Raw genomic sequence first — 25203 nt, 5'->3', positions numbered from 1 at the left:
AGCCAGATGAGGCCCGACGTGCAGGACAAGATTCTCTCGATCATCGCCCGCGAAGCTGCGATGGAACCGGCCGAAGTGCGCCCGGACATGACGCTTGACGAGTTGGGGCTCGACAGCCTCGGCCTTGTCGAGATGATCTTCGCGATCGAGGAAACCTTCGGGGTTTCCGTTCCCTTCAACGCCAACGAACCGACGCAAAGCGAGTTCGACATTTCCTCGGTCGGCGCGATCGTGCGCGCGGTCGAGCGGCTGATCTCGGGGCCGCAGGCGGCGCTGGCGTGACCCAAAGACGTGTCGTCATCACCGGGGCCGGAACGGTCAATGCGCTGGCCCCGGATGTGCAAGGCACTTTCGCCGCGATGGCGGAGGGGCGGTGCGGCATCGGTCCGCTCGACTTTCCCGATGTCGAGCGGCTGACGATCCGGATCGGCGCGCAGGTGCGGGGCTTCCCCCCCGAAAGCCATTTCGACAAGGGCAAGCTGTCGCTTTACGATCGTTTCACGCAATTCGCGCTGGTCGCGGCGCGACAGGCGATGGCGCAGGCCGGTCTGCCGCAGGAAAGCTGTGATCACACCCGCTGGGGCGCGATCATCGGCACCGCGGGCGGCGGCAATGCGACGGTGAACGAGGCCTATCGCGCGGTTTATGCCGAGGGCAAGAACCGGGTTCATCCTTTCACCGTGCCGCGGCTGATGGGCAATGCGGCGGCGTCCCATGTTTCGATGGAATTCGGGCTGATGGGGCCCAGTTTCGCGGTGGCGACGGCCTGCGCCAGTTCGAACCACGCGCTGGGTCTGGCGTTTCAGATGATCCGCGCCGGGCTTGCCGATGGCATGCTGGCGGGCGGGGCGGAATCGATGCTGAATTTCGGCGGGCTGAAGGCCTGGGAAGGGCTGCGGGTGATGTCGCCCGACGGCTGCCGCCCGTTCAGCGCCAGCCGCAACGGCATGGTGCAGGGCGAGGGCGCGGGCGTCTTCGTGCTTGAAACGCTTGAAGGCGCCAAGGCGCGCGGCGCCGAAATCCTGGCCGAGATCAAGGGCTTCGCCATGACCTCGGATGCCAGCGACATCGTCATGCCCTCGCGCGAGGGGGCGGCGCGGGCGATGCGTCTGGCGCTGCGCGATGCCGGGATCACGCCCGAGGCGGTCGATTACGTGAACGCCCATGGCACCGGCACGGCGGCCAATGACAAGACCGAGGCGGCGGCGCTGTCGGATATTTTCGGCGCGGATCTGCCGCGGCTGCCGGTCAGTTCCACCAAGGCGATGCACGGCCATTGCATCGGCGCCACCGGGGCGATCGAGCTTCTGGCCTGTCTGATGGCGCTGAACGCGGGGGTGATCGCGCCGACACTGGGCTTCGAGGCGCCCGATCCCGACTGCCCGCTGGATGTGGTGCCCAATGTCGCGCGTCAGGTGCGGGTCGACACGGTGATGACCAATGCCTTTGCCTTTGGCGGCCTGAACGCGGTGCTGATCCTGTCAAAAGCATGACGCCGCCCCGAAAGGCGGCGTCTTTCAATATCTTGCAGGGCGATCCTTAGTTTTGGATCACTTCGGCTGCATCGCATCCCAGGCAGCGCTGAAGCCCTTGAGCGAGATTTCCAGTTCCACCTTCTGATCGGGCGCGCGCATCGGCACGATCGTCATGGCGATCTTCTTGCCCTTCTTGAACAGGTCAAGCTCTTCGGCCTTCAGCACGACGTTCGAGAAGCAGCCGACCTGCGAGCAGAAGGAATAGGGCAGCGTGATCGGCTTTTGCGTGTCGATCTGCAGCGTCACCCCGGCGGTCAGCGCCGATTCCAGCGGCGTGGCGATGGTCGCCCCGGCCACGGCTTCCTTGCCCTTCGGCAGCCCCAGAACCGAGATCGAGGCGACCTTGTTGCCATCCTTGTCGGTCAGCAGCTGGAACATCTCGCAGGGCTCGTCGCCGCTTTCGACGCGGATGCACTGCACTTTCCAGTCGCCTTCCGTGGTCTTGACATAGGGCTCGGCGGGGGCTTCGGCAGCGGGCGCTTCGGCAGCAGGCGCGGGGGCTTCGGCGGCGGGCGCCGGAGTCGCGGTCGGGGCGGCATCTTCGGCCAGCGCCATCGGCGCGGCAAGGCTGACGGCCAGCACAAGAGCAAGGGAAGCGGTGTTTTTGATCATGAAATGTCCTCCAAGGGGATGATGCCGCCTTAGCATGCCGCCCGAAGCCTGTCAGGGGCAAAAGCGCCCCTCCGGCCGCGGCGGCGGAGGCTGGCGGTGAAACTTGCGTGAGCGGGGGCGGGAGGCCGCGGGAATAAAATAAAGAAGGGCTCCGTTGACCGGAGCCCTGTATTCCCCCTGTCGGACTGGCCGACTATGTCATTGCGGAAACGCTAGTGCGGAATATCCCGCAGGTCAACACGCAAAAATGATCGGTCGGGCGCGATTTTGGCCCCGATCCGGGGTGAAAAAGCGAAAAAACCGCGCCCGAAGGCGCGGCCAGTCTGACAGGGAGGAAGTGTCCCGCGGCCAATGGGCCCGAAGCGGGACATCTGCAGACTGGCACATAAGGGTTAAACAAGTATTCTCGCGACGCATCAGGAACGCGGCCCCGATCGGGCCGGGACAGCAGCGGGGGAACGGATGAGCGCAGGTCTGACCGGGGCGGGGATCTTCGTCGGCGGCGGCGGCGAGGGCTATGGCCAACCGCAGGAGCTGCTGCTGAAAGCGGGCAACCGGCACGGGCTGATCGCGGGGGCGACGGGCACCGGCAAGACGGTGACGCTGCAGGTTCTGGCCGAGGGCTTTTCGGCCGCGGGGGTTCCGGTGTTCCTGGCCGATGTGAAGGGCGACCTTGCGGGGCTTGCCGCGGCGGGCGCCGAGACCGGCCCGCTGCACGAGGCCTTTCGCACCCGCGCCGCGATGATCGGCCATGATCTTGCCTATCGGGCCTATCCGGTCACGTTCTGGGATCTTTTCGGCGAACAGGGCCATCCGGTGCGCGCGACGGTGACCGAGATGGGGCCGCTTCTGCTGGCCCGTCTGCTGGATCTGAGCGAGGCGCAGGAAGGCGTGCTGAACATCGCCTTTCATCTGGCCGATGCCGAGGGGCTGGCTCTGCTCGATCTGGCCGATCTGCGGGCGATGCTGGTGCATGTGGGCGAACGCGCCGCCGAGCTGAAGCTGCGCTACGGCACTGTCTCGGCCGAGTCGGTGGGGGCGATCCAGCGCCAGCTTCTGATCCTCGAAAATCAGGGCGCGGCGCAGTTTTTCGGCGAACCGGCGCTTGATCTGGCCGACATGATGACGCTGGCGCCGGACGGGCGCGGGCAGATCAACATCCTGGCCGCCGACCGGCTGATGGTCCGCCCGCGGCTTTATGCGACCTTCCTGCTCTGGCTCTTGTCGGAGCTTTTCGAGGAGCTGCCCGAGGTCGGCGACCCTGAGCGTCCGCGTTTCGTCTTCTTCTTCGACGAGGCGCATCTGCTCTTTGACGACGCCCCCAAGGCGCTCCTCGACAAGATCGAACAGGTGGCGCGGCTGATCCGCTCGAAAGGCGTCGGCCTTTATTTCATCACGCAAAACCCCGCCGACGTGCCCGAGGACATCCTGGGTCAGCTCGGCAACCGGGTGCAGCATGCGCTGCGCGCCTTTACCGCCAAGGATCAGAAGGATCTGCAACGCGCCGCCGAGACTTACCGCCCGAACCCGCGTTTCGACACCGAGACCGCGATCAGGGAAGTGGGCACCGGCGAGGCGGTGACCTCGTTTCTGGAGCCGAAGGGCGCGCCCGGCATGGTCGAGCGCACGCTGGTGCGCCCGCCGCAATCGCGGCTCGGCCCGCTTGCGGCCGGGGAACGCGCGGCGCTGCGCGCGGCCTCGCCCCTTGGCGCGAAATATGATCACGCGGTGGACCGGCCCTCGGCGTTCGAGATCCTGACGGCACGGACGCAAAAGGCCGGTGCCGAGGCCGCCGCGGCGGATGCACCCGCGGCGAAGCTGGAGTTCAACCGCGCCCGCCGGTTCGAGGCGCCGCAGCCCGAGCCCAAGGCCGCGCTCCGACCGGCCGGGTCGGCCGCGCGCAGCGACAGCATCGCCGAGGTCTTCGGCAAGTCTCTGGCGCGGCAATTGGGCCGCGAGGCCGGTCAGCAGATCCTGCGCGGGGTGCTCGGCTCGCTGTTCAAGGCGCGTTGATCAGGGGCGCGTTGATCAGGGGGCGCCTTGATCCGGGGTCAGGCGATGCGGATCTGCGCGGGCAGGCGGGCCTGCGGCAGCATCCGCGCCTCGGCCATCATCGCGATCAGCACCTCGATGTGACGCAGGAAACTGTAACCGGCCAATCCGGCCTGGCGGGCCGCTTCCAGCCCGGCTTCCTCGGTCATCAGGCTGCGCAGCGCGTCTTCGGGGCCGGGCAGGTCGCGGGCGGCCAGCAGCCGGCGCAGATCGCGGCTGCGGTCGTAATCGCGCTGTCCGAAGCGTGCGGCCCGGATCAGCAATTTCGGACGGCGCAGACGCGCCATCTGGTCGATCTGGTCGGTCATCGTGATCCCCTCACTCGGTCCGGGTCAGCCTGTCACAACCGAAACGGGTGTTGCGCGAATATTTGCTCAACCGAACGCTGCGTTTGGAAATCTTTAGAGTTTATAAAGAATTTTCGAGATCGCCCCATTTCTTAACCATGGGGTAACCAAAGCAACCCACGGTTGCAGATGCCGTTTGCGCTATCCATGCGCCAGCGTGTCGATGGGAGACCGGAGATGAAGACCATGCAAGATCGGGAGATGCTGCCAGCCTGGTTGCCCGACCATGCACGGCTTTATCTGCGTCACGTCGAAGACGGCGTGCCGATCCGGCAACTGGCGCGGGCCGAGGGCTGTCATGCCTCGACCATCCTGCGCCGGGTGCGCCGGATCGAGCAACGCCGCGACGATCCGCTTGTCGACGAGGCCCTGACCCGGTTTGGCCGTTTTGCTGCCGCTGCATCTGCCGCCCCGCCCAGAGAGGATGACACTGCGATGACCGCTCCGATCCGCCCGACTGCGCCGCAAGCCCGCCCTGATGCGGCCGCGCCCGATGGTCATGACCTCGAGACGCTCTCGCGCGAGGGGCGGCGGGTGCTGCGCCGTCTGGCCGAGCCGGGGGCGCTGTTGATCATCGCGCCCGACATGGAAAAGGCGGTGGTGTTGCGGGGCACGGTGCGCACGGCGGTGGTGGCGCGCGCGGTGGCGCAGGGCTTTGCGCTGAACGGCTGGATCGGGGTGCAGCACAGCGGCCGGGTGACGAGCTACGAGCTCTCCGCGGCGGGGCGGGCGGCGCTGAAGCGGTTGCTGGAGGCGGAGGCGCTGACCGAGGGGCGCGACCCCGAGGCGGAGGGCACGCCGCAGGCCGACCGTCACCGCGACTGGGGCGAGCGCCTGGTGCACGAGGGGCAGGGCCGGGTGACGCGGTTGCGGATGAACCTGGCCGAAAGCCCGCTTGGGGTGCTGGCGCGGCGGCGCGATGCGGATGGGCGACCGTTTCTGGCGCCCGATCTGGTGGCGGCGGGGGAACGGCTGCGCGAGGATTTCGAACTGGCGCAGATGGGGCCGCGGGTGGCGCAGAACTGGGAACGCTTCATGACCGGCGGCGCGCGGGGGCAGTATCGGCCCGATCTGGGCCATGGCGGTTCGGGCGGATCGGAGCGCGCCCGGGAACGGGTGGCGGCGGCGCTCTCCGACCTTGGCCCGGGGCTGGGCGACATGGTTCTGCGCTGCTGCTGTTTTCTCGAGGGGCTGGAATCGGCGGAAAAGCGCATGGGCTGGTCGGCGCGCTCGGGCAAGATCGTGCTGCGCATCGCGCTGATGCGGCTCAAGCGGCATTATGACGAAACCTATGGCGGCGCCGCGCCCTTGATCGGCTAGCCGGGGCCGGGGCGGCACAGGCAATTTGCATCGGGCGGGTTTTCGGCCTATCTGGGGGCAATCCCGCTGCGAAAGGAAGCCCGATGCCCGACACTCAGGACCCGGCCCACAAGGCGCCCGTTCTGCGCCACCCGGAAAAGGCGCATCGCCCCGACAATGCCCAGCCGAAGAAACCGGGCTGGATCAAGGTCAAGGCGCCGACCTCGCAGGGCTACAAGGAAACCCGCGATCTCTTGAAGACGAACAAGCTGGTGACCGTCTGCGAGGAGGCGGGCTGCCCCAATGTCGGCGAATGCTGGAGCCACGGCCACGCCACGATGATGATCATGGGCGAGACCTGCACCCGCGGCTGCAGTTTCTGCAACGTCGCCACCGGCAAGCCCGAGGCGCTTGACGCCTTCGAGCCCGGCCGGGTGGCCCATGCGGTGGCGACGCTGGGGCTGAAACATGTGGTCATCACCTCGGTCGATCGCGACGATCTGGAGGATGGCGGGGCCGAGCATTTCGCCCAGACGATCCGTGCCGTGCGCCATCGCGCGCCGGAGACGACGATCGAGGTGCTGACCCCCGACTTTCTCAAGTGTGGCCCGGAAGCGCTTGAAAAGGTTGTCGAAGCCCGGCCGGACGTGTTCAACCACAACCTTGAGACCGTGCCCGGCCTTTACCCGACCGTGCGGCCCGGGGCGCGCTATTTCCATTCCTTGCGGCTGCTGCAACGGGTCAAGGAACTCGACCCGGCGATGTTCACCAAATCCGGCATCATGGTCGGTCTGGGCGAGGACCGGCAGGGCGTGCTGCAGGTGATGGATGACATGCGCGCCGCCGACATCGATTTCCTGACCATCGGCCAGTATCTGCAGCCGACGCCGAAACACCATGCGGTGTCCCGCTTCGTCACCCCCGAGGACTTCGCCGATTATGAAAAGGCGGCCTATGGCAAGGGCTTCCTGATGGTCTCGGCGACGCCACTGACGCGGTCGAGCTATCACGCGGGCGAGGATTTCGCCAAGCTGCGCACGGCGCGGCTGGCGAAGCTGGGCCGCTGATCGCTAGCGCGGCAAGCCTTCAAGCGGGCGGATGCGCAGCTGGCTGATCCGGTTCTCCTTGCGCCCCGCCACCTCGAAGCGGAAGCCGTGGAAGGAGAATACCTGACCGACCTCGGGGATGGACTGGGCCTCGTGGATGACGAGGCCCGCCACCGTATGCGCCTCGTCATCGGGCAGCGCCCAGTCGGTTTCCCGGTTCAGATCGCGGATCGTCATCGCGCCTTCGACCAGATAATCGCCCGTCTCGGTCGGTTTCAGCTGTCGCGCCGCGCGGGGGTCGAATTCGTCGGTGATCTCGCCGACGATCTCTTCCAGAATGTCTTCCAGCGTCAACAACCCCTTCAGATCGCCATATTCATCGACGACCAGCGCGAAATGGGTGCGCCGCTTCAGGAATTCCCGCATCTGTTCATCGAGCGGCGTCGTTTCCGGGATGAAATAGGGCTTCATCGCCACTTTCATCAGGTCAAGATCGCTGACGGAATCGAGCTTGCCATCGCCGCTGCGCAAGAACCGCTCGACCGCGCGCAACAGATCCTTGGAATGCAGGATGCCGACCACGTTTTCCCGCTCGCCCTTGTAAAGCGGCAACCTTGTGTGCGGTGAGGCCAGCACCTGCGCCAGCACCTCGTTCGGGTCGTCCTCGGCGTCGATCATCTCGATCTGGCTGCGGTGGCGCATGATCTCGGCGACGGTACGGTTGCCCAGATCGAGCGCCCCCAAAAGCCGGTCGCGGTCGGCCTTGTCCACCGTCCCCTCGGAGGCGCCAATCGCCAGCGCCCCGGCGATTTCCTCGTGGATCGAGAACATGTTCTGGTTCGCATCGGTGCGCAGCCCGAAAACCCACAGAATGGCGCGCACGATCATCCGCACCACCGTCACGATCGGGATCAGCAGCCGGATCAGCACCCGCACGATCCGCGCCACCCGCGCCGCCACCGTCTCGGGGTTGCTGATCGCCCAGGTCTTCGGCAGCACCTCGGAAAAGATCAGCACCAAAGCCGTCATCACCAGCGTCGCCAGCGCCACCCCGGACTGCCCGAACAGCCGCGTCAAAAGCGCCGTCGCCAGCGCGGCCGAGAGGATGTTGACGACATTGTTGCCCAAAAGCAGCGCGCCGATCAGCCGCTCGCTGTCCTCGGTGATGTTCAGCGCGGCCTCGGCGCCCTTGTCGCCCTTGTCGGCGCGGGCCCGCAGCTTCGGGCGCGAAGCCGCCGTCAGCGCGGTTTCCGAGCCCGAAAAGAACGCCGAGAGCATCAGCAGAACGACGATGGCCCCGGCATTGAGCCAGAACGCCATGTCGAGGCGATCGGCAAAGGCGGAAAGGGCGGCAAGAATGGAGATGTCTGTCATGATGACCGATGATGGCGCGTTGCGGCGCCGGGATCAAGCGGGAGGATCATCCCTGCGCGCCAGCGGGTGGTGGCCCAGCACCAGATCCTTCAGCCGCTCCTCCAGCACATGGGTATAGATTTCGGTGGTGGAAAGATCGGCATGGCCCAGAAGCGTCTGGATCACCCGCAGATCGGCGCCGCCCTGCAACAGATGCGTGGCAAAGGCATGGCGCAGCACATGCGGCGTCACCCGCGCCGGATCCAGCCCCGCCGCCAGCGCGATCTCTTTCAGCAGCGCATGAAATCCCTGCCGCGTCAGATGCCCCTCCTTGCCCGAGGACGGGAAAAGATAGCGCGAGGGCGGCAGGCGGCGGGCGATCCGCGCCGCCTCCTCGGCCGCGTCGCGGGTGACCAGCCAGGCTGCCAGCGCCTCGCGCGCCGGGGCAGAGAGCGGCACCATCCGTTCCTTGTCGCCCTTGCCGCGCACCATCAGCATCGCCGGATTGCCGCGCGCCGCCGCCACCGGCAGGCCGACCAGCTCGCTCACCCGCATGCCGGTAGCATAAAGCAGCTCTATCAGGCAGCGGTTGCGGATCTGCTCGGCCGGGCTGCGGCCCTGATCGCGTCCGGCCTCCAAAAGCGCCTCGACCTCCTCGATGCTCAGCGTCTTCGGCAGCCGCTGCGCCTTGCCCGGCCCCGAGATCTGCAAGGTCGGATTGTCCACCCGCCAGCCCTCGTCATAGGCGAAGCGGTAGAATTGCTTCACCGCCGAAAGCCGCCGCGCCCGGGTCGCCTTGGCCAACCCCTCGGCTTCGAGCCGGACCAGCCAATCCTCCACCGCGGCGCGGTCAAGCGTGACCAGATCAAGGCCCTTCGCCGTGGTGAAGTCCAGAAAATCGCTCAGATCGCGGCCATAGGCGGCGATCGTGTTGCGCGCCGCCCCGGCCTCGGCCGCCTGCGCCTCAAGGAAGACGGCGATGCGTTCGCGCGGCAGCATCGGGATCATCCGCGCCGCTCCAGAATGATCAGCTGCAAGGCCGTGCGCCGCGCCAGGCTTTCGAACCCGGCCTTGCGCAACAGCGTCAGCCCGGATTCAAGCCGCCGCGCATCGCCCTTGGCGCCTTCGGAAATGTCATCGACCGCCGCCAGCAGCGCCTCGCCCAGCCGGTCGGGCCCGAGGCCCGCATAGGCCTCGGGCAGGGCGGCGGGCGCGGCGTCGAAGACCCGCTTCACCGTCAGCCCCAGAAGATCCTGCGCCTCCACCTGCGCGGTGTTGCCGCGGGCGAGCGCGATCAGAAGCGGCTCCTCGGCCGCGGCCTCCGCCCGGGTCAGCGCGACACGCTCGAAAGCGCCGGTCAGCAACGCCAGCCGCAGCGTCAGCCGCCTGGCCTCGCCGGTCAGCGGCAGATCCAGCAGACGCGTGGCAAACATCGCGGCGAAAGCGGTTTCCAGCTCCTGCGCCTGCATCAGATCCCAGGCGGCGGGCAAGATCTGCTCGACGCGCCCGACATCACTTGCAGAAAGGGCCGCATCCATTTGGGAAACAAGGGAAACCCGGTCCCACACCCCGCCCGAGGCAGAAGCGCGGTCCTGGGTGTAAAGCCCCAGCAGCTGGTTCGGATCGAGCACTCCCATGCGCGAGAGCCGCTCGGCCGCCTCGATCTGGGTCTTCCAGCCGGCATTGGCGCGCAGGTCGGAATGGGCAAAGGCGACGGGCAGGGTTGTCGTCGCCATCGGCTGGCCGATCGCCTCCATCAGCCGGAACTTGAGCGGCGTTGGCCGCGCGGGCGGCGGCAGATCGTCGGCGCCATCGGCGCCCTCGTCATCGAGAAACCGTTCCAGAAGCAGCGCGGTTTCGCTGTCGATCTGCCCAAGCGCCCGCCCGGTGCCCAGCGTCAGCATCGCCGCATCCCATTTCGACCGCCGCGCCAGGCAGAAGATCCGGGCCGGATAAGAGGGCGCGACCGCGGGGGTTTTCTCCATGATTTCACAGGCATGGTCTTCTTCGCCCAGAAGCAGGGCGACATCGAAGCGGCGCCGGAAAATCTCGGGGTCCGAAGGCTCGGCCTGTTCCAGCAGCGCCATCGCCTGATCCAGCGCGCCCAGATCCAGCAGCCGGTCGATGCGGGCCAGAAACAGCACGTTCTTCCCCTCGGGCGCGGGGGTGATCGGCGGGTCCAGCTCGGCCAGCATCAGTTCGAGCAGGAACGCCTGCACCGCGGGCAGGGTGTCGAGCCGCTCCTTGCGCAGCGCCGCGGCCAGATCGACCTCGGGCGTCGCGCCCCAAAGCCCGCGCGGCAGGCCCAGACGGCTGGCGGGCAATAGCCCGAGACTGTCGGCATTGCGCGCAGAATCCAGCGAGGCGACGCCGATGCGCTCCACCGTGCCCCCGCCCGAAACCGGGGCCTCGCCCGCGACGGGGGGCAGCACCGCCACCGAGCCGCCGCCGGGGCGGACCGGCACGCCGCTGACCGAGGTCGACAGCCAGTCGATCGCCGACATCGGCGCCTCGGCCAGCGCCGCGGAGGCCGGGCAAAGCCCCAGCGTCAGGGCCAGAAGCAGGCGGCGATCAATCGTCAAGCCCCGCCCCCGCAGCTTCGGTCGCCGGGGCCGGTTGCGCGGGGGCCTGCGGGGCCGGGGACGTCTGGGCCGGGGCGGCGGGCGAAGCGGCGGCGGGGGCCGGCGCCGGGGCCAGATCGGGCAGGGCGACGGGGCTGCGGATCTCGACCGGATCGGCCTGCATGTCGCCGAAATAGGCATAGCCGAGCGTGCCCAGCACCGCCGTCAGAAGAAGAACGAAAATGGCCTTGAACATGCGCCCCATGTGTCTGCTTTCTTTTCTTATGCTCGTCCGCGATCGCCTGCACCGGCGGCGCGCCGTTGCTGCGGGGATGCCGCCGAAACGTCGCGCTGGCAAGATTATATATGGCATTTCGACAAAGTTCACGCCATTGAGGGGCGCAAAGATCACGAATGCGCAAGCGCCCGCGGGCGCCGGGCCGGGGAGGGCTGCGTGACCGGGCAAGAGCAAGTGCATCCGCATCTGCAAAAGACGATCGTGCTGGTGGGCATGATGGGCGCGGGCAAGACCGCGGTGGGCACGGCGCTGGCGCGGGCGCTGCGGGTGCCGTTTCACGACAGCGACGAGGAAATCGTCAAGGCGGCGCAACGCTCGGTCGCGGAGATTTTCGAACGCGATGGCGAGCCGTTCTTTCGCGCCCGCGAATCGGAGGTGATCGCGCGGCTGCTGGCGGGCACGCCCGGGGTGGTCTCGACCGGCGGCGGCGCGTTTTTGTCGGAGGCGAACCGGGCGATGATCGCGCGGCTGGGGGTTTCGGTCTGGCTGCAGGCGGATCTGGAGCTGCTCTGGACCCGGGTCAAGGGCAAGACGACGCGGCCGCTGTTGCGCACGCCCGACCCGAAGGGGACGCTCGCCGAGCTGATCGAGCGGCGCTATCCCGTCTATGCGCTGGCGCAGGTGGCGGTGGCGGCCGAGCCGGGGCTGTCGATCGAGCAGATGGCGCAAAAGGTGATCGAAGCGCTTCGGGGCCACCCGGGGCTGTTCGCGGAGGATTGAATGACCGAAGTGGTGAAGGTGGAGCTGGGCGCGCGCGCCTATGAGGTGCGGATCGGTGCCGGGCTGCTGGCGCGGGCGGGGGCGGAAATCGCGCCCTTGTTGCGCAAGCCCAAGGTGGCGGTGGTCGCCGACGAGACCGTGGCCCGGTTGCATCTGGAGGCCTTGCGGGCGGGGTTGGGCGATGTCGAGATGGTGTCGATGACGCTGCCCTCGGGCGAGGGCACGAAAAGCTGGCCGCATTTCGAACGGGTTTGCGAATGGCTTCTGGCGCAAAAGGTCGAGCGCAAGGATATCGTCGTGGCCTTTGGCGGCGGGGTGATCGGCGATCTGGTGGGCTTTGCCGCGGCGGTGCTGCGGCGCGGCGTGCGGTTTGTGCAGATCCCGACGACGCTTCTGGCGCAGGTCGACAGTTCGGTCGGCGGCAAGACCGGGATCAATGTCGCGGCGGGCAAGAACCTGATCGGCGCCTTTCATCAGCCCGCGCTGGTTCTGGCCGATATCGGGCTGCTCGACACGCTGCCGCCGCGCGATTTTCTGGCCGGTTACGGCGAGGTGGTGAAATACGGGCTTCTGGGGGATGCCGCGTTTTTCGACTGGCTCGAGACGAACGGCCCGGCGATGGCGGCGGGCGACCGGGCCTTGCGGCAACATGCGGTGCGCCGATCCGTCGAGATGAAGGCCGAGATCGTCGCGCGCGACGAGACCGAGGAAGGCGACCGGGCGCTTTTGAACCTGGGTCACACCTTCTGCCATGCGCTGGAAGCCGCGACGGGCTATTCCGACCGGCTTTTGCATGGCGAGGGGGTGGCGATCGGCTGCGCGCTGGCCTTCGAGCTGAGCCAACGCTTGGGGCTGTGTTCGCAAGAGGCGCCCTCGCGCGTGCGGGCGCATTTGCGCGACATGAAGATGAAGGTGGAACTGGCTGATATTCCGGGGGATTTGCCGGATGCCGAGGGGCTGATCGCGCTTATGGGGCAAGACAAGAAAGTGCTGGATGGCAAGCTGCGCTTCATTCTGGCGCGGGGGATCGGCGCGGCTTTCGTGACCTCGGAGGTGCCGCGCGAGGTGCTGAAAGACCTGCTGACCGAGGCCTTGGCGCGGCGGTAAGCCATGAAAAAGGCCTGACCGCGCCGGGCGGTCAGGCCTTGCAGAAGCGACCCTTGCGGGTCACTCCCATTCGATCGTGCCCGGAGGCTTGCTGGTGATGTCGTAGGTCACCCGGTTGATGCCCTTGACTTCATTGATGATCCGCGTCGCGGTTTCGCCCAGGAACTCATGGCTGAACGGGTAGTAATCCGCCGTCATGCCATCGACCGAGGTCACCGCGCGCAGCGCGCAGGCGTAATCATAGGTGCGCCCGTCGCCCATCACGCCGACGGTCTTCACCGGCAGGATCGCCACGAAAGCCTGCCAGATCGCGTCGTAAAGCCCGTGCTTGCGGATCTGGTCGATATAGACCGCATCGGCCTTGCGCAGGATATCGAGTTTTTCCCGCGTGATTTCGCCGGGGCAGCGGATGGCGAGACCCGGGCCCGGGAAGGGATGGCGGCCGATGAATTTCTCCGGCAGGCCAAGCTCGCGGCCAAGGGCGCGGACTTCATCCTTGAAAAGTTCGCGCAAGGGCTCGACCAGCTTCAGCCCCATCTTTTCCGGCAGGCCGCCGACATTGTGGTGCGACTTGATCGTGACCGAGGGGCCGCCCGAGAAGCTGACCGATTCGATTACGTCCGGGTAAAGCGTGCCCTGGGCCAGGAATTCGGCGCCCTCGATCTTGTTCGCCTCGCGCTGGAAGACATCGATGAAGAGCTTGCCGATGGTCTTGCGCTTCACTTCCGGGTCCGAGACGCCTTCGAGCGCGCCGATGAAAAGATCGGCCTCGTCGGCGTGGATCAGCGGGATGTTGTAATTGTCGCGGAACATCGTCACGACTTCGTCGGCCTCGTTGAGCCGCATCAGACCGTGATCGACGAAAACGCAGGTCAGCTGATCGCCGATGGCTTCATGGATCAGCACGGCCGCGACCGAGCTGTCGACGCCGCCCGAAAGGCCGCAGATCACCCGCTTGTCGCCCACCTGCGCGCGGATTTTCGCAATCGCGTCGTCCTTGTAGGACGCCATCGTCCAGTCGCCGGTGAAGCCCGCCAGACGCACGAAGTTTTCGTAAAGCTTGGCGCCTTTCGGCGTGTGGTGCACTTCGGGGTGGAATTGCACGGCGTAGAAATGGCGCGAGACATCGGCGGTGATCGCAAAGGGCGCGCCGGGCGATGTGCCGTAGACTTCAAAGCCCGGGGCGATGCGCGAGACATGGTCGCCGTGGCTCATCCAGACCTGCTCGGGGCCCTCGTCGAACCAGCCGCGCAAAAGCGGCAGGACATTTTCCGTGGGGGTCACGAAGGCGCGGCCAAACTCGGCGGTGCCGTGGCCGGTTTCCACAAGACCGCCCAGCTCCTGCATCATCACCTGCTGGCCGTAGCAGATGCCAAGGATCGGCACGCCAAGGGTGAAGGCGGATTTCGGCGGGCGGGGGGAACCCTCCCGGGTGACCGAATCCGGGCCGCCCGAGAAGATGATGGCCTTGGGGGCGAAATCCGCAAGGAAGGCGTCGGTCACCTTCTGATAGGGGTGGATTTCGCAATAGATGGAAAGCTCGCGCAGGCGCCGGGCGATGAGCTGGGTCACCTGCGAGCCGAAGTCGATGATGAGAAGGCGCTGATGCTGGGTCATGGCTGGGGAATAGGGGGGGAAGGGCCGGAAAGCAAGAGCGCAGAAGTTCCGGCGTGACAGTCGCGGCGCGGCGCCTTAACCTTGGTTAATCTTCTTGATCGGATATTCTCGCCATGAACATGAAATCTGTTGTCGCCGCGGTATTGTTGGGCGTCTTTCTGTGCTCTCCGGCTTTTGCCGATGATCGGGGCGCCGAGACCGGGTCCTTGCAGGACACGCGGGCGGCGGTCGCGCTTTTGACCCCCGCGCCGCCCGAGGCAATTTATGCGGGCTGTTGCAAGCATTGCAGCAAAGGCAAGGCTTGCGGCGACAGTTGTATCAGCCGCTCCAAAAGCTGCCACAAAGGGCCCGGCTGCGCCTGTGATTGAACGGAAAAGGGGCCGGTGAGGGCCCCTTTTCGGTCTTAGCGTTCGGGCAGCAGGCCGCGTGGGCTGAAGCGCAGCACGGCAAGCAGGATCAGCCCCATGATCACCAGGCGCATGTGCGGCGCCGAGTCGAGCAGATGGGTCTTCAGCGTGCCCTCGGCCAGATGGGTCGAGACCATGCCCATCAGCGTCGGGCCCCATTCGCCCGCCTTGATCCAGACGAACCAGATCAGCAGGCCGCCCAGCACCGAGCCCCAGTTGTTCCCCGAGCCGCCGACGATCACCATCACCCAGATCAGGAAGGTGTAGCGCAGCGGGTTGTAGCCCGAAGGCGTCATCTGTCCGTCAAGCGAGATCAGCATCGCCCCCGCCAGGCCCAGCACCGCCGAGCCGAGGATGAAGATCTGCAGATGCCGCCCGGTGACGTTCTTGCCCATCGCGGCGGCGGCGACTTCGTTGTCGCGGATCGCCCGCATCATCCGGCCCCAGGGCGAGTTCAGCGCCAGCTGCGCCGCCCAGATCAGAAGGCCCAGAACCGCGACGAAAAGCAGGCAATAAAGCACCTTCACCAGCAGCGTCGAGCCGGTCATCGGGTCAAGCCCGAAGCTGGTCGCGCGCGCGACAAAGCCCGGATCCTGTTGCAGGTTCGTCTCGTAAGGCACGGGCCAGGGCCGCGGAATCCCGTTCACGTTCAAAACGCCGCGGGCCAGCCATTCCTCGTTGCGCAGAACGGCGACGATGATTTCACCGATGCCGAGCGTGGCGATGGCGAGATAGTCCGAGCGCAGGCCAAGTGCCGTCTTGCCCACCACCCAGGCGGCGGCGGCGGCCAGAAGCGCGCCCACCGGCCAGGAGATCAGCACCGGCAGGCCGATGCCGCCCAGATAGCCATAGGCCGAGGGGTTGATCGCCTGAATCGCCTCGACCGCCGGGTCGAAGAGCGTGCGATAGGCGATGAAGCCCAGCAGCAGAACCCCGGCCACCGCCCAGCCGCGCAGCTTCGTGTCAAGACGGCCATGCAGGAAGACGGCGGCGACGAGGGTGGCCATGGCGATGACCATGGCGAAGAGCACGCCCCAGCCCCCGGCAGAAAAGGCGCCCAGGGTCGGCGGCATCGAGACCAGCACCGGCGCAAGGCCGCCCAGCGCCAGAAAACCGACGACGCCGGTGTTGAAGAGCCCCGCATAGCCCCATTGGATGTTCACGCCGAGCGCGAGGATCGCCGAGATCAGCCCCACCCGCAGGATGCCGAGCGCATTGTCCCAATGCCCCGAGAAGAAGCTGTTCGAGACCGTGCCTTCCAGCAGGAACAGGACCGCAAGCGCCCCGAACATCGCGGGGGCGCGCCATTTGCCGCCCTTCGCGGCTTTCGGTTGATGCGTGCTCATACCGATTTTCCTTTGAACAGACCGGTGGGCTTGAACAGCAGCACGATGATCAGGATCGCGAAGCTCACCGCGAATTTGTATTCGGTGGACAGCAGTTGCAGCAGACCCTCGGGTTCGTAGCCGGGGATCAGATACATCGCCACCTTCTTCCAGGCATAGGTGATCGAGACCTCGGAAAAGGCGATCACGAAGCCGCCGGCGATGGCGCCCAGCGGATTGCCCAGGCCCCCGACGATCGCCGCGGCGAAGATCGGCAGCAGCAGCTGGAAGTAGTTGAAGGCCTTGAACGACTTGTCGAGGCCGTAAAGCGTGCCCGCGATGGTGGCAAGCGCCGCGGCGATCACCCAGGTCACGGCGACGACGCGGTTCGGATCGATCCCCGAAAGCAGCGCCAGATCCTCGTTGTCGGCATAGGCGCGCATCGACTTGCCGGTGCGGGTCTTTGCAAGGAACCAGAACAGCGCCCAGACCACCAGACCGGCCGTGATCACGGTGATCGCGGTGCTGCCGCGGATCGCCAGCGCCTCGGTCAGGCCGGTTGCGGCCTTGAAATCGGCGGCCGAGATCAGGAACCGGGCGCCATCGGCGAATTTGATCTCGTCGACGCCGATCAGCACGCGGGTGAGGCCGTTCATCACGAACATCACACCGACCGAAACCATGGTGATGTAGATCGGCGCGGCGCGGACTTTGCGATAATAGCTGTAAACCACCTTGTCGGTGGCCAGCACCATCGCCGCGGTCAGCGCGATGCCGAAGGGCAGGGCCAGCAGCGCCGTCGGCAACGGCCCGAAGGAGACGCCCATCGATTGCAGCCCCCAGGTGACAAGGATGGTCAGCCCGGTGCCGAAGGCCATGGTGTCGCCATGGGCGAAGTTCGAGAACCGCAAGATGCCGTAGATCAGCGTCACGCCGAGCGCGCCCAGCGCCAGTTGCGCGCCATAGGCGGTGGCGGGAACGATGATGTAATTCAGGATCGCCACGAGGGCATTGAGGATATCCATCACTGCACCTCCTCGCAGCGGCCTTCGAAGGCGATCACGAGGGCTTGTCCCTCGGATTGGGTGTGGATCGACAAAACGGCCCCGGAGGCGCCGAAGTCGGAGAAGAAATAGGAAGACCCGTCAGAGGGTTGCGACGCAAAGCTCATTTGTCCGCTGACCGGATCGAAACCACCCGCCAAAGCGATCTTGGCGCGGTGGTCGCGAAAGGTGGCCTCGGCGCCCCGGGTTTCCAGGGTCACGTTGTAATCTTCCTCGCCGCAGCCGCCCGAGATGCAGGACTGGGTGAAGTGACAGTTCAGCACAAGCGCGCGGTCGGGGTGGATCGTCTCGGCCTGCACCGGCGCGGCCAAAAGCAGCGCTGCCAGAAGGGGCGTTTTCATCTCAACCCCCCAGGAAGGTGCGGCGGACCTCGGGATCGGCCATCAGCGCCGCCCCGGTGTCGGTGTATTTGTTCGCGCCCTGCACCAGAACATAGCCCTGATCGGCGATCTCGAGCGCCTGACGGGCGTTCTGCTCCACCATCAGGATCGAGATTCCGGTCCGCGCCACCTCGATGATCCGGTCGAAAAGCTCGTCCATGACGATCGGCGAGACCCCCGCGGTGGGTTCGTCCAGCATCAATAATTTGGGTTTCGTCATCAGCGCGCGGCCGACGGCGACCTGCTGGCGCTGCCCGCCTGAAAGCTCCCCGGCGTTCTGGTGGCGCTTTTCGCGCAGGATCGGGAACAGCTCATAGACCTGCTCCATCGTGTCGCGAAAATCATCCTGCCGGATGAAGGCGCCCATTTCCAGGTTCTCTTCGACCGACATCGTCGGGAAGACGTTGTTCACCTGCGGCACGAAGCCCATGCCTTTCTTCACCCGTTCCTGCGGGGAAAGCGCGGTGATGTCCTCGCCATCCAGCGTCACCCGGCCGCCGCGCAGACGCAGCATGCCGAAGACCGCCTTCATCGCGGTCGATTTGCCCGCGCCGTTCGGGCCGACGATCACCGCGATCTGGCCCTTTTCGACCTTGAGCGTGCAACCGTGCAGGATGTCGGCGGCGCCATAGCCGCCGGTCATCTCGGAGGCGTCGAGAAAGCTCATTTTTGCGCCTCCGCCTTGATCTTGTTCTTCAGCCCGCGGCCCAGATAGGCCTCGATCACCGCTTCGTTCTGCATGATCGTGGCCGGGCTGCCCTCGGCCAGCACCTTGCCCTCGGCCATGACGATCACCGGATCGCACAGGCGGCCGATGAAATCCATGTCATGTTCGATCACGCAGAACGTGTAGCCGCGTTCCTTGTTCAGCCGCACGATCGCATCGCCGATCGTGTTGAGAAGCGTGCGGTTCACCCCGGCGCCGACCTCGTCCAGAAAAACGATCTTCGCCTCGACCATCATCGTGCGGCCGAGTTCCAGAAGCTTCTTCTGGCCCCCCGAAAGGTTTCCGGCGCGTTCATCCCTGAGGTGCGAAATCGTCAGGAAGTCAAGGACTTCATCGGCTTTCTTCAGAAGGGCCGCCTCTTCCTCGGCGATCCTTCCGCGGCCGAACCAGGCGTTCAGAAGCCGCTCGCCCGACTGGCCCGAGGGCACCATCATCAGGTTTTCCCGCACCGTCATCGTGGGGAATTCATGCGCGATCTGAAACGTGCGCAACAGCCCCTTGTGAAACAGCTCATGCGGTTTCAGGCCGGTGATGTCCTCGCCCGCCATCGTCACCCGCCCCGAGGTGGGCTTGTGCACCCCGGCGATGACGTTGAAAAGCGTCGACTTGCCCGCGCCATTCGGACCGATCAACCCGGTGATCGACCCCTTGGCGATGTCTAGCGAGGCACCGTCGACGGCGTGAAAGCCGCCAAAGTGCTTGTGCAGGTTCTCGACCCGGATCATGAAGTCCCCTCGGTGGCCCCGAAGGGCCGGTCTCTGTGCCGTTTTCGGCTTTGTTTTCAAAGGAAACAGCCCGGATTTCTCCGGGCTGCTTCGATCTCTTTCGAAACCTCAGCGGTATTTGACGGTTTCGATCTTGTCGTCCTTGATCTCGATTTCGCGGAAGGTGCCGGCGGATTCGCCCGCGCCGATCAGCTCGACCGAGGTCGCGCCCTGATAGTCGATGTCCTGACCGGCGGCGATCAGGTCCAGCGCCTTGCCCAGCTCGCCGGGAAGGATCTTTTCGCCCGGAGCATTGGCGACATCCATCACCTTGCCCTTGTAGACGGCCGGATCGGTCGAATTGGCGGCCGCCATCGACAGCAGGATCAGCGAGGCCGCATCATAGGCCTCGCCCGAATAGACGCCGGTGCCGTCAAAGCCCGCGGCGGTCGCGAGGGCGAGGAACTTGTCCTTGCCTTCGCCTTCCGACGACGGCATCTGGCCGAAGGAGCCGTTCACTTCCTTGCCGAAATCGGTCTCGAGCTTGCCGCCGACCATGCCGTCGGGGAAGACGAAGGTCGAAAACGCGCCGGTGTCGAGCGCGCCGCGCAGGATGCCCGAGCCGCCCTGATCGACATAGCCCGCGATCACCAGCGCTTCGCCGCCGGCCGAGGCCAGCGAGCCGACTTCGGCCGAGTAATCCGGCTTGCCGTCGTCATGCGCGGTATTGATCGTGACCTTGCCGCCCTTGGCTTCGAAAGCCGCGGCGAAGCTGTCGGCCAGGCCCTTGCCGTAATCGTTGTTGGTATAGGTCAGCGCCACCGATTTGATGCCGTGTTCCATGATGATGTCGGTCATCACTTCGGACTGGCGCGCATCCGAGGGCGAGGTGCGGAAGAACAGGCCGTTGTCCTCGAGCGACGACAGCGCGGGCGAGGTGGCCGAGGGCGAGATCATCACGATGCCCTTCGGCATGGCGACGTTTTGCAGCGAGGCGACGGTTTCGCCCGAGCACATGCCGCCGACGATCCCCTTGACGCCATCGGCGGTGATCAGTTTTTCGACGGTGGCCGAGGCTGCCGCCGAGTCGATGCAGGTGCTGTCGCCCCGCACGCCCACGACGGTCGCGCCGCCCATGAACTTGCCCGAGTCGCTCACTTCCTTCATCGCCAGTTCGGCACCCTGCGCCATCGCGGGCGACATCGATTCGAGCGGACCGGTGAAGCCGAGCGAGATGCCCAGTTTCACTTCGTCGGCAAAGGCACCGCCAGCGGTCAGCGCCAGCGTGGCACTTGCCAGGAGAAGCTTCTTCATGTGTTCACTCCCAAGTTGGAACATTGTCCTGGCGGCGCAGGTTAGAACCGGAAACTGGAAAAGAAAATAGGCCAGTTGGTCAAGTTTCGGTCGGAACGGGCCTGTTTTGCGCAACATTCTGACGCATCAGTCAAGAAAATCCGCGTCGAGCCCCTCCAACGCGGTTTCCGCGAAGATTTCAGCCGCCTCTTCCTCGCCCCCGCCCGAGGTGCCGCGTTCGCGGTAGGGCGTGGTCTGGTAATGCGCGCGGTAGCATTTCGAGAAATGCGAGGGCGAGGCGAAGCCGCAGGCCAAGGCCACGTTGATCACGCTCATTTCCGTTTGCATCAACAGGTTGCGCGCCTTTTGCAGGCGGATCTCCATGTAATAGCGCTTCGGCGAGCGGTTCAGATAGCGGCGGAACAGCCGTTCCAGCTGGCGGGTGGACATGCCCACATCCTCGGCCAGTTTCGCCGGGCTGATCGGCTCTTCGATATTCGCCTCCATCTGGCCGATCACCTGGGCCAGTTTCGGATGGCGCACGCCGATCCGGGTCGGAATCGACAACCTCTGCGTGTCCTGGTCGGTGCGGATCGAGTTGTAGATCAACTGATCGGCGACCGTATTGGCCAGACCCTCGCCATGATCGCGGGCAATCTGCTTCAGCATCAGGTCGATCGAGGCCGTCCCCCCGGCCGAGGTCAGCCGGTTGCCGTCGATCACGAAGACCGATTTCGTCAGCTTCACGCCTTCGAAATCCTCAAGGAAGCTGTCCTGATTCTCCCAGTGGATGGTGGCGCGCTTGCCTTCGAGCAGACCGGCCCTGGCCACCGCCCAGGCGCCGGTGCACAGGCCGCCCACCGCCGCGCCGCGCCGGGCCTCGCGGCGCAGCCAGTTCAGGATCGGCTTCGTCGTCGCCTCGGCCACATCGATGCCGCCGCAGACCAGCACGGTGTCATCGCGCGAGATCTCGTCCAGCCCCATGTCGACGCGCAACACCGTGCCGTTCGAACAGGTGACATCCTGGCCGTCGTCCGAGGCCAGTTTCCAGTCGTAAAGCTTTACCCCCGAGACCTGATTGGCCAGTCGCAGCGGCTCGATCGCGCTGGCAAAGGCCATCATGGTGAAGCGGTCGAGCAGCAAAAACACATAGCGGCGCGAGCGTTCGGGCGCGGTCAGGCGCACGGTGCCCTGCGACGGCGCGGGACGAGTATGGGTGCGGGGGGTGGTCGAGGGGAGGCGCATTTTTGCGACGTCTTTCATGTCGTTTCATGCACGAAATCAGGCTTTGCATCGCAGCGCAAGGGGGCCTTTGGGGCAGGGCAAGGAGCCTGCCAGCCCGGGCACCAAGGCCGAAAAACGGGTTTGTTCTATTTCACGCATCGCTTTATAAGGCCGGGCGACGAAAAGCCCCGAAGGGAGTGGACTATGGCCAAGGCATGGATGAAATCGGACTGGCGCGCGAAGCCGCGGGTGCAGATGCCCGATTATCCCGACGCTGCGGCCCTGACCGCGGTCGAGGCGCAGCTGGGCAAGATGCCGCCGCTGGTCTTTGCCGGCGAGGCGCGCAGGCTCAAGGCCGATCTGGCCAAGGCCGCGAAGGGCGAGGCCTTCCTGTTGCAGGGCGGCGATTGCGCCGAAAGCTTCACCGAATTTTCCGCCGACAACCTGCGCGACACCTTCAAGGTGCTGCTGCAGATGGCGATCGTGCTGACCTGGGGCGCGAAGGTGCCGGTGATCAAGGTCGGGCGGATGGCGGGGCAATTCGCCAAGCCGCGTTCGGCGCCCACCGAAATCATCGGCGGTGTCGAATATCCGAGCTACCGCGGTGATATCGTGAACGGGTTCGAGGCGACGCAGGAAGCCCGGCTGCCCGATCCGAACCGGATGCTGCAGGCCTATACCCAGGCGGCCTCCTCGCTCAATCTGCTGCGGGCGTTTTCGACCGGCGGCTATGCCGATATTCACCGGGTGCAAAGCTGGATTTCCGGCTTTACCGACGAGGCCGATGCGGCGCGCTATCGCGAAGTGGCCGAGCGGATCTCGGATGCGATGGATTTCATGACCGCCGCGGGCGTGACCTCGGAAACGGCGCATCAGCTGGGCAAGGTGGATTTCTACACCAGCCACGAGGCGCTGCTGCTGGAATATGAAGAGGCTTTGTGCCGGATCGACAGCACGACCGGGCTGCCGATCGCGGGCTCGGGGCATATGCTGTGGATCGGCGACCGGACCCGGCAGGTCGATGGCGCCCATGTCGAATTCTGCCGCGGCGTGCAGAATCCGATCGGGCTGAAATGCGGGCCCTCGACCACCGAGGAAGATCTCAAGCTGTTGATGGCGAAGCTCAATCCGCAAAATGAGCCGGGGCGGCTGACGCTGATCGCGCGCTTTGGCGCGGGCAAGGTCGGCGAGCATCTGCCGCGGCTGATCCGCACCGTGCAGGCCGAGGGGGCGCAGGTGCTTTGGACCTGCGATCCGATGCATGGCAACACGATCAAATCGGCCTCGGGCTTCAAGACGCGGCCGTTCGATTCCGTGCTGCGCGAGGTGCGCGAGTTCTTTGCGATCCACAAGGCCGAGGGCACGATCCCGGGCGGCGTGCATTTCGAGATGACCGGCAAGGATGTGACCGAATGCACCGGTGGCGTGCGGGCAGTGTCCGATGAAGATCTGTCGAGCCGCTATCACACCGCCTGCGATCCGCGGCTGAATGCCAGCCAATCGCTGGAACTGGCCTTCCTTGTGGCCGAGGAACTGCAGGACCTGCGCGTGATGAAAAAGGCGGCGGGGCTTTAAGATCGCCCCGCAAGTCCCTGGTTCAAAAGAAAAGGCCCGGCAATGACGCCGGGCCTTTTTCTTGCGGGGATCTTACTTCACCACCCGGAACATCGCCCGGCGTTCCTCGGGCGTCATCGCCGAAACCGGCTGCCGCGGCGGCTGCGCCACCGGGGTCTGGGAGGCGGGGGTCTGGGCGGCGGGCGCGGGGGCGAGCGTCGGCGTTTTCGGCGCGTTCAGATGCGGCAGGCGCTTGCCCAGGCCGAAGGCCTCGGGACGGACCGGCGCGGGCAGCGGCGCGGCAGAAGCGCAGGGCGTGATCGGCTGCACATGCGCGGCATCGACAAGGAACCGGCGCGGGGTGCGGCCGATGCCCTGGCCTTCGCCGACCAGACAGCCAAGGATGCGGGTCACATCGCCCATGTCCGATGTCATCGGCAGCAGCAGCAGCCGCGCCGTCATCGGCGGCTTGCCGATCCCGGCCTCGGCGGTCAGCACCAGTTCCGCGATGGCGGGGCCCTGAAACACCGCCTCGGTCGCGTCGGCCACGCGCTTGCGGCCCTCGGGGGTGAACATCGCGGTCAGCGGCATGCCGCGGATTTCCATCCCCATCAGATCGTTCAGATGCATGCCGGCCAGACGGAAGCGGCCCATGCCGGGGGCGACGCGTTCGAGGATGAAGGCATATTCGAGCGCGTTTTCCAGACCGCGCGGGTCGATGTCGGCCCGGGCGGGCACGTCGCGACCGGCGCGCAGCCCCTCCCAATAGGCCCGCATCTGCGCCACGATGCGCCGCCCGACGCCAGCCTGCCCAAGCCGTGCCACTTTTTCAACTGTGTCGAAGTCGCGGTCCATCGTCATTCTTCCCGTGTTTGCGGCCGCAGCCGCGCCATCCCGATGCAGCTTGCGGCTGCGACTGTCCCCGCAGCCCGAGGCTGCTGTCCCCTGCACCCCCGGCCTTTGGCGTTCCGGGTCTTTTGGTTGACCCCGGGAGTGAAATGCTTACTGAAGTCTTAATACGCCTTTTTTCGGCCACATGGGGAACTAAAGTCTTAAATGGTTAAACCTGTCTCTATCGCCCGCACGCCGCAAGGCCCGCTCTCGATGACCGGCTTTGCCTCGGTTTCTGGCTCCGGCCATGGTCACGACTGGGTCTGGGAAATCCGCTCCGTCAATGGCAAGGGCCTGGATCTGCGGCTGCGCCTGCCCGAGCTGGAGGGGCTGGAAGCGGCGGTGCGAACGGCGTTGACGCAGCGGGTCTCGCGCGGGAATATCCAGCTTTCTCTTAAGCTTGCGCGGGGAAGTGGGGCAGAGCGGCTGCGCCTTTCCGGCCCGGGTCTGGCGGCGGCGCTGGCGGCGCTGCGCGAGGTCGAGGAAGCGGCGCGGCTGAACGGGGTCAATCTGGCGCCCGCCCGGGCCACGGACCTGCTGTCGCTGCGCGGCGTGCTGGATCAAAGCGGTGCCGAGACCGAGGAACAAGGGCCGCTGCGCGACGCGCTGCTGACCGATCTGGACCGGCTATTGGTTGATTTTCTGGCAATGCGTGCGGCGGAAGGCGGGCAGCTTGGTGGCATAATTGTGGCGCAGATCGACAGAATCGCCGACTTGACCGAGCGCGCGGCCGAAGTGGCCGCGGCGCGGCGGCCCGAGGTGGCGGCGGCGCTGCAGGCGGCGCTGGCGCGGGTGCTGGAGACCGGGGGCGATCCGCAGCGGGTGGCGCAGGAGCTGGCGCTTTTGGCGGTCAAGGCCGATGTGACCGAGGAAATCGACCGGCTGCGGGCGCATGTGGCGGCGGCGCGGGCGCTTTTGACTGATCTTGGGCCGATCGGGCGCAAGTTCGACTTTCTGACGCAGGAATTCGTGCGTGAATCGAATACGCTGTGCTCGAAATCGGGATCGACCGCGTTGACGGCGATCGGGCTTGACCTGAAACATGTGATCGACCAGATGCGCGAGCAGATTCAGAACGTGGAGTAAG

Annotated in this window: 24 protein-coding genes; 9 read left to right on the top strand and 15 right to left on the bottom strand. The window is 66.0% G+C overall.

What is annotated here, in order from left to right; genetic code table 11:
* Positions 1-6 precede the first annotated feature (6 nt).
* Complete coding sequence (locus LY44_RS04395; protein ID WP_055208257.1) at positions 7-282, top strand: acyl carrier protein; 276 nt, start codon at positions 7-9, stop codon at positions 280-282.
* Complete coding sequence (locus tag LY44_RS04390) at positions 279-1493, top strand: beta-ketoacyl-[acyl-carrier-protein] synthase family protein (protein WP_055208259.1); 1215 nt, start codon at positions 279-281, stop codon at positions 1491-1493. The genes LY44_RS04395 and LY44_RS04390 overlap by 4 nt, the downstream gene beginning before the upstream one ends.
* 57 nt (positions 1494-1550) lie before the next feature.
* On the opposite strand, the gene LY44_RS04385 is transcribed toward LY44_RS04390, so the two are convergent.
* The gene (locus LY44_RS04385) at positions 1551-2147 is read right to left on the bottom strand and encodes an invasion associated locus B family protein (RefSeq protein WP_055208260.1); all 597 of its coding nucleotides are present in this window, start codon (positions 2145-2147) and stop codon (positions 1551-1553) included.
* Positions 2148-2609: 462 nt separating this feature from the next.
* On the opposite strand from LY44_RS04385, the gene LY44_RS04380 reads away from it, so the two are divergent.
* Entirely contained in the window at positions 2610-4160 is a 1551-nt protein-coding gene (locus LY44_RS04380) for a helicase HerA-like domain-containing protein (protein ID WP_055208262.1), read from the top strand.
* Between the two features lie 38 nt (positions 4161-4198).
* Here LY44_RS04380 and LY44_RS04375 read toward each other — a convergent pair whose 3' ends face one another.
* The gene (locus LY44_RS04375) at positions 4199-4507 is read right to left on the bottom strand and encodes a DUF6477 family protein (protein WP_055208264.1); all 309 of its coding nucleotides are present in this window, start codon (positions 4505-4507) and stop codon (positions 4199-4201) included.
* 216 nt (positions 4508-4723) lie between these two features.
* Here LY44_RS04375 and LY44_RS04370 point away from each other — a divergent pair, with 216 nt between their 5' ends.
* Together LY44_RS04370 and lipA are read left to right on the top strand one after the other, a co-directional pair.
* Positions 4724-5866 (top strand): DUF6456 domain-containing protein, encoded by a 1143-nt coding sequence (locus LY44_RS04370; RefSeq protein ID WP_055208267.1) that lies wholly within the window; start codon positions 4724-4726, stop codon positions 5864-5866.
* Between the two features lie 83 nt (positions 5867-5949).
* Positions 5950-6912 carry a lipoyl synthase gene (gene lipA, locus LY44_RS04365; RefSeq protein ID WP_055208269.1) on the top strand — a complete coding sequence of 321 codons (963 nt, stop codon included), beginning with the start codon at positions 5950-5952 and terminating at the stop codon, positions 6910-6912.
* A gap of 3 nt (positions 6913-6915) precedes the next feature.
* Here lipA and LY44_RS04360 read toward each other — a convergent pair whose 3' ends face one another.
* The 4 genes from LY44_RS04360 to LY44_RS04345 are packed head-to-tail and all read right to left on the bottom strand — an operon-like array spanning position 6916 to position 11061.
* Positions 6916-8265 (bottom strand): HlyC/CorC family transporter, encoded by a 1350-nt coding sequence (locus tag LY44_RS04360; protein WP_055208271.1) that lies wholly within the window; start codon positions 8263-8265, stop codon positions 6916-6918.
* A gap of 33 nt (positions 8266-8298) precedes the next feature.
* The gene (locus LY44_RS04355) at positions 8299-9252 is read right to left on the bottom strand and encodes a site-specific tyrosine recombinase XerD (protein WP_081024314.1); all 954 of its coding nucleotides are present in this window, start codon (positions 9250-9252) and stop codon (positions 8299-8301) included.
* Positions 9249-10826 carry a hypothetical protein gene (locus LY44_RS04350; protein ID WP_055208273.1) on the bottom strand — a complete coding sequence of 526 codons (1578 nt, stop codon included), beginning with the start codon at positions 10824-10826 and terminating at the stop codon, positions 9249-9251. Before LY44_RS04350 ends, LY44_RS04355 begins: the two co-directional genes overlap by 4 nt.
* Positions 10816-11061 carry a hypothetical protein gene (locus LY44_RS04345; RefSeq protein WP_081024340.1) on the bottom strand — a complete coding sequence of 82 codons (246 nt, stop codon included), beginning with the start codon at positions 11059-11061 and terminating at the stop codon, positions 10816-10818. The genes LY44_RS04350 and LY44_RS04345 overlap by 11 nt, the downstream gene beginning before the upstream one ends.
* A 198-nt stretch (positions 11062-11259) precedes the next feature.
* Between LY44_RS04345 and LY44_RS04340 the strand changes: the two genes are divergently transcribed.
* A complete protein-coding gene (locus LY44_RS04340) occupies positions 11260-11823 on the top strand; it encodes a shikimate kinase (protein ID WP_055208936.1) in 564 nt (187 codons plus the stop codon).
* The gene (gene aroB, locus LY44_RS04335; protein ID WP_055208277.1) at positions 11824-12930 is read left to right on the top strand and encodes a 3-dehydroquinate synthase; all 1107 of its coding nucleotides are present in this window, start codon (positions 11824-11826) and stop codon (positions 12928-12930) included.
* A gap of 60 nt (positions 12931-12990) precedes the next feature.
* On the opposite strand, the gene guaA is transcribed toward aroB, so the two are convergent.
* The 8 genes from guaA to LY44_RS04290 form a co-directional block, all read right to left on the bottom strand.
* Positions 12991-14547, bottom strand: coding sequence for a glutamine-hydrolyzing GMP synthase (gene guaA, locus LY44_RS04330; protein ID WP_055208279.1), 1557 nt, complete (start codon positions 14545-14547; stop codon positions 12991-12993).
* Positions 14548-14950: 403 nt separating this feature from the next.
* Positions 14951-16300, bottom strand: a complete 1350-nt coding sequence (locus LY44_RS04320) for a branched-chain amino acid ABC transporter permease (RefSeq protein ID WP_055208283.1) — start codon at positions 16298-16300, stop codon at positions 14951-14953.
* On the bottom strand, positions 16297-17304 hold the full coding sequence (locus tag LY44_RS04315) for a branched-chain amino acid ABC transporter permease (RefSeq protein WP_055208285.1): 1008 nt from the start codon (positions 17302-17304) through the stop codon (positions 16297-16299). The genes LY44_RS04320 and LY44_RS04315 overlap by 4 nt, the downstream gene beginning before the upstream one ends.
* On the bottom strand, positions 17304-17684 hold the full coding sequence (locus LY44_RS04310; protein ID WP_055208287.1) for a hypothetical protein: 381 nt from the start codon (positions 17682-17684) through the stop codon (positions 17304-17306). Before LY44_RS04310 ends, LY44_RS04315 begins: the two co-directional genes overlap by 1 nt.
* A gap of 1 nt (position 17685) precedes the next feature.
* Complete coding sequence (locus LY44_RS04305) at positions 17686-18390, bottom strand: ABC transporter ATP-binding protein (RefSeq protein WP_023913032.1); 705 nt, start codon at positions 18388-18390, stop codon at positions 17686-17688.
* A complete protein-coding gene (locus LY44_RS04300) occupies positions 18387-19175 on the bottom strand; it encodes an ABC transporter ATP-binding protein (RefSeq protein WP_055208289.1) in 789 nt (262 codons plus the stop codon). Before LY44_RS04300 ends, LY44_RS04305 begins: the two co-directional genes overlap by 4 nt.
* Positions 19176-19283: 108 nt before the next feature.
* On the bottom strand, positions 19284-20468 hold the full coding sequence (locus tag LY44_RS04295; RefSeq protein ID WP_055208291.1) for an ABC transporter substrate-binding protein: 1185 nt from the start codon (positions 20466-20468) through the stop codon (positions 19284-19286).
* A gap of 126 nt (positions 20469-20594) precedes the next feature.
* Positions 20595-21710 (bottom strand): GlxA family transcriptional regulator, encoded by a 1116-nt coding sequence (locus LY44_RS04290; RefSeq protein WP_111395958.1) that lies wholly within the window; start codon positions 21708-21710, stop codon positions 20595-20597.
* Between the two features lie 165 nt (positions 21711-21875).
* Here LY44_RS04290 and LY44_RS04285 point away from each other — a divergent pair, with 165 nt between their 5' ends.
* Positions 21876-23246 carry a class II 3-deoxy-7-phosphoheptulonate synthase gene (locus LY44_RS04285; RefSeq protein WP_055208293.1) on the top strand — a complete coding sequence of 457 codons (1371 nt, stop codon included), beginning with the start codon at positions 21876-21878 and terminating at the stop codon, positions 23244-23246.
* 72 nt (positions 23247-23318) lie between these two features.
* On the opposite strand, the gene LY44_RS04280 is transcribed toward LY44_RS04285, so the two are convergent.
* Positions 23319-24080, bottom strand: a complete 762-nt coding sequence (locus tag LY44_RS04280; RefSeq protein WP_055208938.1) for a PAS domain-containing protein — start codon at positions 24078-24080, stop codon at positions 23319-23321.
* 201 nt (positions 24081-24281) lie between these two features.
* Here LY44_RS04280 and LY44_RS04275 point away from each other — a divergent pair, with 201 nt between their 5' ends.
* A complete protein-coding gene (locus LY44_RS04275; protein WP_055208295.1) occupies positions 24282-25202 on the top strand; it encodes a YicC/YloC family endoribonuclease in 921 nt (306 codons plus the stop codon).
* The last annotated feature ends 1 nt before the right edge of the window (position 25203 follow it).

Origin of the sequence: Rhodobacter capsulatus (assembly GCF_003254295.1) — a bacterium.
Classification (GTDB): Bacteria; Pseudomonadota; Alphaproteobacteria; order Rhodobacterales; family Rhodobacteraceae; genus Rhodobacter; species Rhodobacter capsulatus.
The sequence above is the reverse complement of the archived record's forward strand: the minus strand, read 5'-3'. Positions and strand labels throughout refer to the sequence as shown.

What these genes read in the sequence shown, in the direction of transcription:
- LY44_RS04395 (WP_055208257.1), top strand. Translation starts at nt 7, where the DNA reads ATGAGGCCCGACGTGCAGGACAAGATTCTCTCGATCATCGCCCGCGAA.
- LY44_RS04385 (WP_055208260.1), bottom strand. Translation starts at nt 2,147, where the DNA reads ATGATCAAAAACACCGCTTCCCTTGCTCTTGTGCTGGCCGTCAGCCTT.
- LY44_RS04380 (WP_055208262.1), top strand. Translation starts at nt 2,610, where the DNA reads ATGAGCGCAGGTCTGACCGGGGCGGGGATCTTCGTCGGCGGCGGCGGC.
- LY44_RS04375 (WP_055208264.1), bottom strand. Translation starts at nt 4,507, where the DNA reads ATGACCGACCAGATCGACCAGATGGCGCGTCTGCGCCGTCCGAAATTG.
- LY44_RS04370 (WP_055208267.1), top strand. Translation starts at nt 4,724, where the DNA reads ATGAAGACCATGCAAGATCGGGAGATGCTGCCAGCCTGGTTGCCCGAC.
- lipA (WP_055208269.1), top strand. Translation starts at nt 5,950, where the DNA reads ATGCCCGACACTCAGGACCCGGCCCACAAGGCGCCCGTTCTGCGCCAC.
- LY44_RS04360 (WP_055208271.1), bottom strand. Translation starts at nt 8,265, where the DNA reads ATGACAGACATCTCCATTCTTGCCGCCCTTTCCGCCTTTGCCGATCGC.
- LY44_RS04355 (WP_081024314.1), bottom strand. Translation starts at nt 9,252, where the DNA reads ATGATCCCGATGCTGCCGCGCGAACGCATCGCCGTCTTCCTTGAGGCG.
- LY44_RS04345 (WP_081024340.1), bottom strand. Translation starts at nt 11,061, where the DNA reads ATGTTCAAGGCCATTTTCGTTCTTCTTCTGACGGCGGTGCTGGGCACG.
- aroB (WP_055208277.1), top strand. Translation starts at nt 11,824, where the DNA reads ATGACCGAAGTGGTGAAGGTGGAGCTGGGCGCGCGCGCCTATGAGGTG.
- guaA (WP_055208279.1), bottom strand. Translation starts at nt 14,547, where the DNA reads ATGACCCAGCATCAGCGCCTTCTCATCATCGACTTCGGCTCGCAGGTG.
- LY44_RS04320 (WP_055208283.1), bottom strand. Translation starts at nt 16,300, where the DNA reads ATGAGCACGCATCAACCGAAAGCCGCGAAGGGCGGCAAATGGCGCGCC.
- LY44_RS04315 (WP_055208285.1), bottom strand. Translation starts at nt 17,304, where the DNA reads ATGGATATCCTCAATGCCCTCGTGGCGATCCTGAATTACATCATCGTT.
- LY44_RS04310 (WP_055208287.1), bottom strand. Translation starts at nt 17,684, where the DNA reads ATGAAAACGCCCCTTCTGGCAGCGCTGCTTTTGGCCGCGCCGGTGCAG.
- LY44_RS04305 (WP_023913032.1), bottom strand. Translation starts at nt 18,390, where the DNA reads ATGAGCTTTCTCGACGCCTCCGAGATGACCGGCGGCTATGGCGCCGCC.
- LY44_RS04300 (WP_055208289.1), bottom strand. Translation starts at nt 19,175, where the DNA reads ATGATCCGGGTCGAGAACCTGCACAAGCACTTTGGCGGCTTTCACGCC.
- LY44_RS04295 (WP_055208291.1), bottom strand. Translation starts at nt 20,468, where the DNA reads ATGAAGAAGCTTCTCCTGGCAAGTGCCACGCTGGCGCTGACCGCTGGC.
- LY44_RS04290 (WP_111395958.1), bottom strand. Translation starts at nt 21,710, where the DNA reads ATGAAAGACGTCGCAAAAATGCGCCTCCCCTCGACCACCCCCCGCACC.
- LY44_RS04285 (WP_055208293.1), top strand. Translation starts at nt 21,876, where the DNA reads ATGGCCAAGGCATGGATGAAATCGGACTGGCGCGCGAAGCCGCGGGTG.
- LY44_RS04280 (WP_055208938.1), bottom strand. Translation starts at nt 24,080, where the DNA reads ATGGACCGCGACTTCGACACAGTTGAAAAAGTGGCACGGCTTGGGCAG.
- LY44_RS04275 (WP_055208295.1), top strand. Translation starts at nt 24,282, where the DNA reads ATGGTTAAACCTGTCTCTATCGCCCGCACGCCGCAAGGCCCGCTCTCG.